The following is a 10,295-nucleotide window of genomic DNA, read 5'->3' on the forward strand; positions in this document are numbered from 1 at the left end:
CGCTGATTGATTTTTAATAGCAAGAAACGGAGACAACATGAAAAAACGACCACTGCTTCAAGCCTTCGCCGCGCTGGCCCTTCTGCCGGCGCTCACCCCCTTCACAGCCTCTGCCCAGGCAGAGGACTATCCCCCCAAAAAGACCGTGAGCCTGGTCGTCGGCTTCGCGGCCGGCGGCGCGGCCGACACCGCCGCCCGCCTGATTGCCAAAAAGCTCGGCGACAACATCGGCCAGACGGTGATTGTGGACAACAAGCCCGGCGCAGGCGGCAACATCGCCCACCAGTTCGTGGCCAACGCCTCGGGCGATGGCGCCACGCTGCTGTTTGGCTCGGTGGGCCCGCTGACGATTGCGCCGCACATGATGAAGCTGGGCTACGACCCGGTGCGTGACCTGGCACCCATCACCATGGGCGTGAACTTTCCCAACGTGCTGGTGGTGCATGCGGGGGTCGGCGTCAAAACCCTGGCCGAGTTTGTCGCGCTGGCCAAAAAGAAACCCGGCAGCCTGGACTTTGCGTCCACCGGGGCCGGTTCGGCATCGCATCTGGCCGGTGAGTTGTTCAACGTCCAGGCCGGCATTGACACCGTTCACATTCCCTACAAGGGCGGCGCGCCTGCGCTGCAGGACCTGCTGGGCGGCCGGGTCGCTTCGTACTACTCCACCCCGGCCACGGCAGGCCCGCACATCGAGTCGGGCAAGCTGATCCCGCTGGCCACCACCGGTTTGAGTCGCCCCGCCTTCATGCCCAATGTGCCGACCATCGCCGAGTCAGGCTACCCGGGCTTCAATGCGACCAACTGGTATGCCTTTGTGGCCTCCAGCAAAACACCCAAACCCCTGCTGGACCGCTGGAACCTGGAGCTGGTGAAGGTGCTGAACGCGCCCGATGTGCGTGAGCAACTCCTCAAGCACGGCCTGACTCCCCAGCCCGGCACCCGCGACGAACTGGCCCGCTACATGGCCAGTGAATCCGCAACCTGGGGGCGTATCGTTCGGGAGCGGAAGATTTCGGCGGAATGATCGCTGTCGGCCCCTTCGGGCCGGCGACTCAGGCCTTGAGCGAATTGAGCACCCGGTCGACCATGACGCCGGCTTGCCCAAGGTTGTTCATCGGGTCGCAGAAAGAAGCCAGCTGCGCGCGCGTGACGTGCTGGTTGATTTCGGGGTGCTCGGCCAGCAGGTCGATCAGCGGTCGTTTTTGCTGGAGCGCGTCGCGGCAGATGTCATAGACCAGGTCGTGCGCATATTCGCGCCCGATGTAGGGCCCCAAGCCCATCATCACGGCCTCCGACATGACCAGCCCGTGGGTCATGTCGATGTTGCGGCGCATCTGCGCGGCATCAACTTCCAGCCCTGCCAGGATGAACCTGGTCTGCTTGAGCGCACCCGACATGAGGCAGAAGATTTCGGGTAGGGCAACCCATTCAATTTCCCACGGGCCCGTGGAGCGTTCATGGTCGGCCACCATGGCGTCCATCAGCGAGGCGGCCAGCTGGCGCACCACCGAAATGTTGGCGTGGATGTAGAGGCAAGAGATCGGGTTGCGCTTTTGCGGCATGGTGGACGACGAGCCGCGCCCGGGTGCATACGGTTCGAACACCTCGGCCACCTCGGTTTGCATCATCAGCTTCACGTCCATGGCAATCTTGCCGAGTGAGCCGCCGACGATGCCTAAAAACGCGCCGACCTCGGCAAAGTTGTCGCGCACGGTGTGCCATGAAATCAGCGGCTGGCCCAGGCCCAGTTCTTTCATCAAGCCGGCCTGGGTTTCCATGGCGCCGGTTTCGAGTGACGACAGCGTTCCCGACGCGCCGCCGAATTCACCCACCAGCACTCTGGGCTTGAGCTGCTCCAGGCGTTCGCGGTGGCGCTCGATGCCGGCGAGGATGCTGGCCATCTTGTAGCCGAAGGTGATCGGCGTGGCCTGCTGCAGGTTGCTGCGGCCGATGATGGGCGTGTCGCGGTGATCCAGTGCCAGTTTGGCCAGCGACGCGGAGATGTCTTTCAGGTCTTCTTCAATCAGCGCCAGCCCTTCCCGGATTTGTAGTACGGCGGCGGTGTCGGTGATGTCTTGCGTGGTCGCGCCCCAATGGCAGTATTCGCCCAGTTTGTTTTTGCAGTGCGCATTGATCTGGTTGACCACGGCAATGATGGGATAGCCGATCTGCTCGGTCTTGGCCTGGAGTTTGGCCCAGTCAATCTGGTCGATATTGCAGTTCTTGACGATCTCGTCAGCGGCCTCTTGCGGGATGAGTCCCAGCTCGCCCTGCACCTTGGCCAGCGCCCGTTCAATGTCAAGGTACTTGGCGGTACGGTTTTCGTCTGACCAGACATGGCGCATGGTGGCGTCGCTGAACATGTCGCCGAAGATTCTGGAGTCAATGATGGTTGCTGACATGGTATTTTTCAGTAGGGTTCGGGTTAATGGGTTGGCGCAGGGGCTGAGCGTTCATTCAACTTTGATTTTTGCGGCCGCCACAACACCCCGCCAGCGCGCTACTTCCTTTTGGACCAGTGTTTTCAATTGCTCGGGGGTGCTGGCCTCCACCTCTGCCCCCTGATCACCGATTTTTTTCTGCACCGCCTTGTCAGCCAGTACGCTGTTCAGTTCGTGGTTCAGCCGATCAATCACTGCCTTGGGCGTTTTGGCCGGGACAAACAGGGCGTACCACTGCGACATGCTGACGTTGGCAATGCCCTGCTCGGCCAGCGTGGGAACGTCAGGCAGCACGGGCGAGCGCTTGTCGCCCGCAATGCCCAGCGCCTTGAGTCGGCCGTCCTTGATATGGGGGTAGGCCGTGAACAGGCTGGGAAACATGTACTGGGTGTTGCCGGCAATGGTGTCCACCACGGCGGGGGCCGAGCCTTTGTAGGGAATGCTCAACACGTCCAGGCCGGCAGACAGTTTGAACAACTCACCCGCGATGTGCGGTGCCGTGCCGTTGCCGGCGGTGGCATAGTTGAAGGTGCCCGGCTTGGTCCTGATCAGTTGCACCAGTTCCTTGACGTTTTTGGCGGCTACGCCATTGTTCACGACCAGTACCGTCGGCGAAGCCGCCACCATGCCAATCGGCTCGAAGTCCGTGACCGGGTCGTACCTGAGTTTTTGCAGGGCCGGGTTGATGCCGTGCGTGGCGATGTAGCCAAACATGAGGGTGTAGCCGTCGGGTGCGGCACGTGCGACAAACTCGCTGGCAATCGCGCCGTTGGCGCCGGCCTTGTTGTCCACGATGACCGACTTGCCCAGTCGGGTGCCCAGGCCCTGCGCCAGAATGCGTGCCATCGCATCATTGGCCCCTCCGGCGGCGGTGGGGACCACGATGGTGATGGTTTTCTCGGGCCAGGTTTGCGCCAGCACCGGGCTGGCCAGTGTGGCCATTACTGAAATCCCCGCCATCAGGGCTGTCAGGTGCAAAAGCAGGGTGTTCCGTGGCATGCAGGTCTCCAAAAGGGTGTTGAATATGGGGCGAATCATGGGCGCATTGCGGGCTATGGTGAAGTGCAACTTTTGCTACGATTGATGCATGGCACGCATTAATTTCGACCTGCAGCAGCTGCAGGCTTTTGTGGCGGTGGCAGAACGCGGCAGTTTTCGGGCAGCGGCTGACCATATCGTTTTGTCAGCGCCGGCGCTGAGCCGGCGCATAGACAAGCTTGAAACCATTTTGGGTGCGCGCCTGTTCAACCGCACCACCCGCGAGGTGGAACTCACGCCACTGGGCCGGGTGTTTCTGGAGCGCGCGCGCGCGGCGCTGGATGATCTTGAATCGGCGATGCTGGGTATTTCGGACATCGCGGCCAGCCGCAGCGGGCGCGTGACGGTGGCCTGTGTGCCGTCGGCGGCGATTCAATTTTTGCCGACCGTGGTACGTTCATTTTCAGAGCGTTACCCGCTGATCCGCATTCGCGTGATGGACGAAGCGGCAAGCCTGGTACTGTCCAGCGTGGTGTCGGGTGAGTCTGACTTCGGCATCACATTCATGGGCAGCCAGGTGCCAGGCGTGGATTTCGACCCGATTCACACCGACCCCTTTGTGCTGGCCGTGCCGCGCCATCATGCCCTGGCCGTGCGTAAAACGCTGGCGTGGGCTGAACTGGAAAGTGAGACGCTGATCGCGGTGGCGCGCTCCAGTGGTAACCGGCAGCTGCTGGACGATGCGCTGGCCAAGGCCGGCGTCAACCCCTCGTATCGGTTCGAGGTCAGCCACATCGCCACGCTGCTGGGTATGGTGGAGGCCGGGTTGGGACTGGCGGCCGTACCGCGGTTAACGCTGCCGCCTGCGCACGCCACGCTGGTCGGCGTGGCGCTGCGCAGGCCGGCGGTGTCGCGCGTGCTGGGCCTGGCGACCCGTCGTGGTGCGGCGCTGCGCGCACCGGCCAGTATGTTTCACGACTATTTGCATGCCGCCCTCAAAGCGCGGCGGTAAATCCAGGTGGTTGGCCGCTGCCGCGTACCTGCCTGGCGTCAGGTTGATGCATCAAAAGTGACTTTGGCGCATATTGAGAGCGCGTTAGCGGCTATTAAATTGAGAGCGTCACCGAGGGGTCTGTGGTGACCAGCTCCAGCGGGTAACGGCGTCCGGCCAGGTAATCTTCGAGGCAGCGCAGCAGCAAAGGGCTGCGGTGCATGTCAGCGCAGGCGCGTATCTCGTCCGCAGTGAGCCACACGGTACGCACAATGCCTTCGTCCAGCGCCTGGCCTTCCATGTGCGCGCCCAGTTCGCCGCAAAACGCAAAGCGCAGGTAGGTGATGTCCAATTTTCCATTGGGCGCAAGTGGCTCTGTCTGCTCAAAGCGTGAAAGGTAAACACCGACGAGCGCCGTGGGGGTGAAATGAAAAGCGGTTTCTTCCAGCGTCTCGCGCGCGCAGCCCTGCGCCGGGCTTTCGCCCGGGTCAAGGTGACCGGCCGGGTTGTTGAGCTTCAGGCCGTCCCGGGTTTCCTCTTCCACCAGCAGGAATTTCCGGATGCCGTCGAAATCGCGTTCAATCACCGCAGCGACCGTGGCGCTGGGTTTCCATCGTGTGTTCATGCCGGGATTATCCGTGCCGTTTTTGACACCGGGCTTAATCGGCCGGCGGGCCTGCCAGTGCGGGGCCGAAGCCGTGGGAAAAGCTTTCGCGCAAATGCGCCACCAGGCACTGAACCGCCTTGGGGACTTGCGCCGACCAGGGACGCAGGGCGTAAATGTGCTCGCCAAAAAATCCCTGCACCTGCCAGTCGGGCAGCACCTGGACCAAGGGTGGCTGCGCACCGCTGACACCCGTCGGCATGCTGAAGTCCGGCAGCAGGCCTATGCCCAGGCCGGCCAGCAGCGCGTCGCGCAGCACTTCGCTGTTGTTGGCCTTGAGCGTGCCGGTGATGTTCACGCCCACCCGTTCGCCGGATTTTTCAGATTTCCGTTTTATTCTGCGCACAAAGGTCCAGCTGCGGGTCGGGCTGCCCCCCAGATAGAGCAGGCAGTCGTGCGCCGCCAGTTCGGACGGGTGCTGCGGCACGCCGCGCCGGGCCAGGTACTGCGGGCTGGCCATCAGCACCGAGTGGGTGTCACACAGCAGCCAGGCCACATGGGTGTCGGGCGGCGCCTGGGTGTGCCGGATCGCCAGATCGAAGCCCTCGTTGGCCAGGTTCACGAAGCGGTCGGTCAGTTCCAGTTCGATGTGGATGTCGGGGTAGCGCAGCAAAAAGTCCGCCACGCACGGCGCCAGGTGTTGCCGCCCCAGCGCAACCGGCGCGGTGACCCGGATCAGGCCGCGCGGCGCGCCGACCAGGTCGCGGGCGGCGGTGTAGCTTTCGCTGATCCGCTCGAACGCGGGCTGCATTTCATGGACCAGCTGCTGCCCGGCCTCGGTCAGGCCCACCGAGCGCGTGGTCCGGCGCACCAGCAGCACGCCCGCTGCGCGCTCCAGTTCGCTGATGCGCGTGCTGGCCGAGGCTTTGGACAGGCCCAGGCGCCGCGCGGTCTCGGTAAAGCTGCGGGTCGCGGCCAGCACCGTCAACAGGTGAAGGTCTGCAATCAGTGGCGACAACTGGTCTGAGGACATGACAGGGTTTTATTGTTCAGGAATATGAACAATGTAATCAGTAAACGGGCCATTATCAAATCGGGCGGGGTCCCCTAGACTGCAAGGCACGACTCATTTTTGCCTCAAAGGATTGAACATGTCTTTATTGCCAGCCGCAACGGCCCCACAAGCCACCATTGGTCATTACCTGAACGCAAGCGTGGTCACGCCCGCAGCAGGGCGCAGCCAGCCCGTCTTCAATCCCGCCACCGGCGCCGTGTCGGCTCATGTTGCGCTGGCCAGCGCGGCGGACGTGGACGCCGCCGTGGCCGCGGCGCAAGCGGCGTTCCCGGCCTGGGCCGACACCCCGCCGATTCGCCGCGCCCGCGTGATGTTCAAGTTTCTGGAGTTGCTGAACCAGAACAAGGACAAGCTGGCGCACCTGATCACCGCCGAACACGGCAAGGTGTTCACCGATGCCCAGGGCGAAGTTGCGCGCGGCATCGACATCGTGGAATTTGCCTGCGGCATTCCGCAACTGCTCAAGGGCGACTTCACCGACCAGGTGAGCACCGGCATTGACAACTGGACGCTGCGCCAGCCCCTGGGCGTGGTGGCCGGCATCACGCCGTTCAACTTTCCCGTGATGGTGCCGATGTGGATGTTCCCCGTGGCCATTGCCGCAGGCAACTGCTTTGTACTCAAGCCCAGCCCGATCGACCCGAGCGCCAGCCTGCTCATGGCCGAGCTGTTCAAGCAGGCCGGCCTGCCCGACGGCGTCTTCAACGTGGTGCAGGGCGACAAGGAAGCCGTCGATGCGCTGCTGGTGCACCCGGACGTGAAGGCCGTGTCGTTTGTCGGCTCGACGCCGATCGCCAACTACATCTACGAAACCGGCGCGCACCACGGCAAGCGCGTGCAGGCGCTGGGCGGCGCCAAGAACCACATGGTGGTGATGCCCGACGCCGACCTGGAGCAGGCCGTGGACGCGCTGATTGGCGCCGGCTACGGTTCGGCCGGCGAGCGCTGCATGGCAATCTCGGTGGCGGTGCTGGTCGGCGATGTGGCCGACAAACTCATTCCGATGCTGGAGGCACGCGCCAGAACGCTGGTCATCAAGCATGGCGAGGAGCTCGACGCCGAGATGGGCCCTATCGTGACCGCCGCCGCGCACCAGCGCATCACCGGCTACATCGACCTGGGTGTGGAAGAAGGCGCGAAACTGCTGGTCGACGGCCGTACCTTTACCGGCGCCGATGCTGGCGAGGGATGCGAGCAGGGCTTCTGGATGGGCGGCACGCTGTTTGACCATGTCACGCCCGACATGCGCATCTACAAGGAAGAAATCTTTGGCCCGGTGCTGGGCTGCGTGCGCGTCAAGGATTTTGCCGAAGCGGTGAACCTGATCAATGCCCACGAGTTCGGCAACGGCGTGAGCTGCTTCACGCGCGACGGCCATGTGGCGCGTGAATTTTCGCGGCGCATCCAGGTCGGCATGGTCGGCATCAACGTGCCGATTCCGGTGCCCATGGCCTGGCACGGCTTTGGTGGCTGGAAGAAAAGCCTGTTTGGCGACATGCACGCCTACGGAGAGGAAGGCGTGCGCTTTTACACCAAGCAAAAGTCCATCATGCAGCGCTGGCCCGAGAGCATTGGCAAGGGCGCCGAGTTTGTGATGCCGACCGCGAAGTAAGCGCTCAATAGCCGGCGTTCTTTGACAGCCCCATGCGCCGCTCGCCCGGCGCCTGGGGCTGTTGTCATGGGGCGGACGCAAAGACGGTTTCCCGCCTGGCAGGCGCAGGTGCTGCGTCCCATCGCCTGGCGCAGCGCGTTGGCGCGTCCGTGGCCAGGGCGCTTGAGGCGACAGCTGTCATGAAAAACTATAGTTTGCACTCGCTAGAATTTTAAAAATCTCATGTAAGCTGCGAGACAGTCACGAATCCTGCACCCGCTGGCGCAGGGTCACTAAAAAAAACCAATCTACTGAGGAGACACCCATGCTGATCGGGGTACCCGCCGAAATCACGGCCGGAGAAACACGCGTTGCCATCACGCCTGAAACGGCCAAAAAGCTCAAAGCCCAGGGCCACACCGTCCGCGTCCAGTCGGGCGCAGGCGTGGCAGCCAGCGTGACCGACGACGCTTACACCGCAGTGGGCGCTGAAATCACGGACGCCGCCGGCGCCTACAGCGCCGACATCGTGCTCAAGGTGCGTTGCCCCCTGGAGGGCGAAATGGCCCATGCCAAGCCTGGCAGCGTGGTGGTCGGCATGCTCAATCCCTTTGATGCCGCCGGCCTGCAGCGGCTGGCCACGGCGCAGCTGACCTCGTTTGCGCTGGAAGCCGCGCCGCGCACCAGCCGCGCGCAAAGCATGGACGTGCTCTCGTCGCAGGCCAATATTGCCGGCTACAAGGCCGTGCTGCTGGCCGCCGAGAACTACCAGCGCTTTTTCCCGATGCTGATGACGGCCGCCGGCACGGTCAAGGCCGCGCGCGTGGTGGTTCTGGGCGTGGGTGTGGCCGGTCTGCAGGCGATTGCCACGGCCAAACGCCTGGGGGCGGTGATTGAAGCGAGCGACGTGCGCCCCAGCGTGAAAGAGCAGGTCGAGTCCCTGGGCGGCAAATTCATTGACGTGCCCTACGAGACCGATGAAGAACGCGAAGCCGCGGTGGGCGTGGGCGGCTACGCCAAACCCATGCCGCCCAGCTGGCTGGCGCGCCAGAAAACCGAGGTCGCCAAGCGCATTGCCCAGGCCGATGTGGTGATCACTACCGCGCTGATTCCGGGCCGCGCGGCCCCGGTGCTGGTGACCGAAGAGATGGTCAAGTCCATGAAGGCCGGCAGCGTGATTGTTGACCTGGCGGCGCCGCAAGGCGGCAACTGCCCGCTGACCGAGCCTGGCAAGACGGTGGTCAAGCACGGCGTGACGCTGGTCGGTGAAACCAACGTGCCAGCGCTGGTGGCGGCCGATGCCAGCGCGCTGTATGCCCGCAATGTGCTGGACTTCCTCAAGCTCATCATCACCAAGGAGGGCGCCCTCAACATCGACTTGACCGACGACATTGTGGCGGCCTGCCTGATGACGCAAAACGGCGAAGTCACCAAGAAATAAATCGTTTCGGGGTCCGGCCTGGCGCCGCCCCCTTCAATAAAAAAGACAAGACAAGAGGAAAGAACCATGGATGCCGTGTCACCCACCATCATCAACCTGATCATTTTCGTACTGGCCATCTACGTCGGTTACCACGTCGTGTGGACCGTGACGCCCGCCTTGCATACGCCGCTGATGGCGGTGACCAATGCCATTTCGGCGATCGTGATTGTCGGCGCCATGCTGGCCGCTGCACTGACCGAAACCCCGCTGGGCCGCACCATGGGCGTGTTGGCCGTGGCGCTGGCAGCCGTCAACGTGTTTGGCGGTTTTCTGGTCACGCGCCGGATGCTGGAAATGTTCCGCAAGAAAGAAAAGAAAGCGCCTGTTGTGGCGTCCGCTGATTCGGGAGTTGCTAAATGAGCATGAACATCGTCACGCTGCTGTACCTGGTGGCTTCCGTTTTCTTCATCCAGGCGCTCAAGGGCCTGTCTCACCCGACCACGTCGCTGCGTGGCAACCTGTTCGGCATGGTCGGCATGGCGATTGCCGTGTTGACCACCGCCGCGCTCATCGTGGAGATGTCGGGCGGCAAGGCCGAGGGCATGGTCTATGTGCTGGGGGCGCTGGTCGTTGGCGGTGCCGCGGGCACGCTGATGGCCAAACGCGTCGAGATGACCAAGATGCCCGAGTTGGTGGCCTTCATGCATAGCATGATTGGCTTGGCGGCGGTGTTCATTGCCGTGGCTGCGGTGGCCGAGCCTTATGCTTTCGGCATTGTCGCCAAAGGCATGGAGATTCCCGCCGGTAATCGGCTGGAACTGTTCCTCGGTGCCGCCATCGGCGCCATCACCTTCAGCGGCTCGGTCATTGCGTTTGGCAAGCTCAGCGGCAAGTACAAGTTCCGCCTGTTCCAGGGCGCGCCGGTGTCCTTTCCCGGCCAGCACAAGCTCAACCTGGTGCTTGGCCTGATCATGCTGGGCCTGGGCCTGACCTTCATGCTGACCGGCAGCTGGCCGGCTTTCTTTGCCATGCTGGCGCTGGCGTTTGTCATGGGCGTGCTGATCATCATCCCGATTGGCGGCGCCGACATGCCCGTGGTGGTGTCCATGCTCAACAGCTATTCGGGCTGGGCCGCGGCGGGCATCGGATTCTCATTGAACAACTCGATGCTGATCATTGCCGGCTCGCTCGT

Annotated in this window: 10 protein-coding genes; 6 read left to right on the forward strand and 4 right to left on the reverse strand. The window is 63.1% G+C overall.

Annotated elements, in window-relative coordinates; all coding sequences use genetic code 11:
• The first annotated feature begins 37 nt into the window (after positions 1-37).
• A complete protein-coding gene (locus Q8K05_RS11920; protein WP_305246816.1) occupies positions 38-1,024 on the forward strand; it encodes a tripartite tricarboxylate transporter substrate binding protein in 987 nt (328 codons plus the stop codon).
• Between the two features lie 28 nt (positions 1,025-1,052).
• On the opposite strand, the gene Q8K05_RS11925 is transcribed toward Q8K05_RS11920, so the two are convergent.
• Together Q8K05_RS11925 and Q8K05_RS11930 are read right to left on the reverse strand one after the other, a co-directional pair.
• Complete coding sequence (locus tag Q8K05_RS11925) at positions 1,053-2,402, reverse strand: adenylosuccinate lyase family protein (protein WP_305246817.1); 1,350 nt, start codon at positions 2,400-2,402, stop codon at positions 1,053-1,055.
• A 51-nt stretch (positions 2,403-2,453) separates the two neighbouring features.
• Positions 2,454-3,440 carry a tripartite tricarboxylate transporter substrate binding protein gene (locus tag Q8K05_RS11930; RefSeq protein ID WP_305246818.1) on the reverse strand — a complete coding sequence of 329 codons (987 nt, stop codon included), beginning with the start codon at positions 3,438-3,440 and terminating at the stop codon, positions 2,454-2,456.
• An 88-nt stretch (positions 3,441-3,528) separates the two neighbouring features.
• On the opposite strand from Q8K05_RS11930, the gene Q8K05_RS11935 reads away from it, so the two are divergent.
• On the forward strand, positions 3,529-4,431 hold the full coding sequence (locus Q8K05_RS11935; RefSeq protein ID WP_305246819.1) for a LysR family transcriptional regulator: 903 nt from the start codon (positions 3,529-3,531) through the stop codon (positions 4,429-4,431).
• Between the two features lie 94 nt (positions 4,432-4,525).
• On the opposite strand, the gene Q8K05_RS11940 is transcribed toward Q8K05_RS11935, so the two are convergent.
• Positions 4,526-5,035: an NUDIX hydrolase gene (locus tag Q8K05_RS11940; protein WP_305246820.1), complete on the reverse strand. Its 510-nt coding sequence runs from the start codon at positions 5,033-5,035 to the stop codon at positions 4,526-4,528.
• Positions 5,036-5,069: 34 nt separating this feature from the next.
• Positions 5,070-6,047, reverse strand: a complete 978-nt coding sequence (locus Q8K05_RS11945) for a LysR substrate-binding domain-containing protein (protein ID WP_305246821.1) — start codon at positions 6,045-6,047, stop codon at positions 5,070-5,072.
• A 118-nt stretch (positions 6,048-6,165) separates the two neighbouring features.
• On the opposite strand from Q8K05_RS11945, the gene Q8K05_RS11950 reads away from it, so the two are divergent.
• The 4 genes from Q8K05_RS11950 to Q8K05_RS11965 form a co-directional block, all read left to right on the forward strand.
• The gene (locus Q8K05_RS11950; RefSeq protein WP_305246822.1) at positions 6,166-7,701 is read left to right on the forward strand and encodes a CoA-acylating methylmalonate-semialdehyde dehydrogenase; all 1,536 of its coding nucleotides are present in this window, start codon (positions 6,166-6,168) and stop codon (positions 7,699-7,701) included.
• Positions 7,702-8,005: 304 nt separating this feature from the next.
• Positions 8,006-9,121 carry a Re/Si-specific NAD(P)(+) transhydrogenase subunit alpha gene (locus tag Q8K05_RS11955; RefSeq protein WP_305246823.1) on the forward strand — a complete coding sequence of 372 codons (1,116 nt, stop codon included), beginning with the start codon at positions 8,006-8,008 and terminating at the stop codon, positions 9,119-9,121.
• A 66-nt stretch (positions 9,122-9,187) separates the two neighbouring features.
• Positions 9,188-9,523 (forward strand): NAD(P) transhydrogenase subunit alpha, encoded by a 336-nt coding sequence (locus Q8K05_RS11960; RefSeq protein WP_305246824.1) that lies wholly within the window; start codon positions 9,188-9,190, stop codon positions 9,521-9,523.
• The coding region (locus Q8K05_RS11965; protein WP_305246825.1) for an NAD(P)(+) transhydrogenase (Re/Si-specific) subunit beta at positions 9,520-10,295 on the forward strand (776 nt) is incomplete at its 3' end. The genes Q8K05_RS11960 and Q8K05_RS11965, both read left to right, overlap by 4 nt.

The organism is Polaromonas sp. (genome assembly GCF_030682935.1).
Lineage (GTDB): Bacteria > Pseudomonadota > Gammaproteobacteria > Burkholderiales > Burkholderiaceae_C > Polaromonas.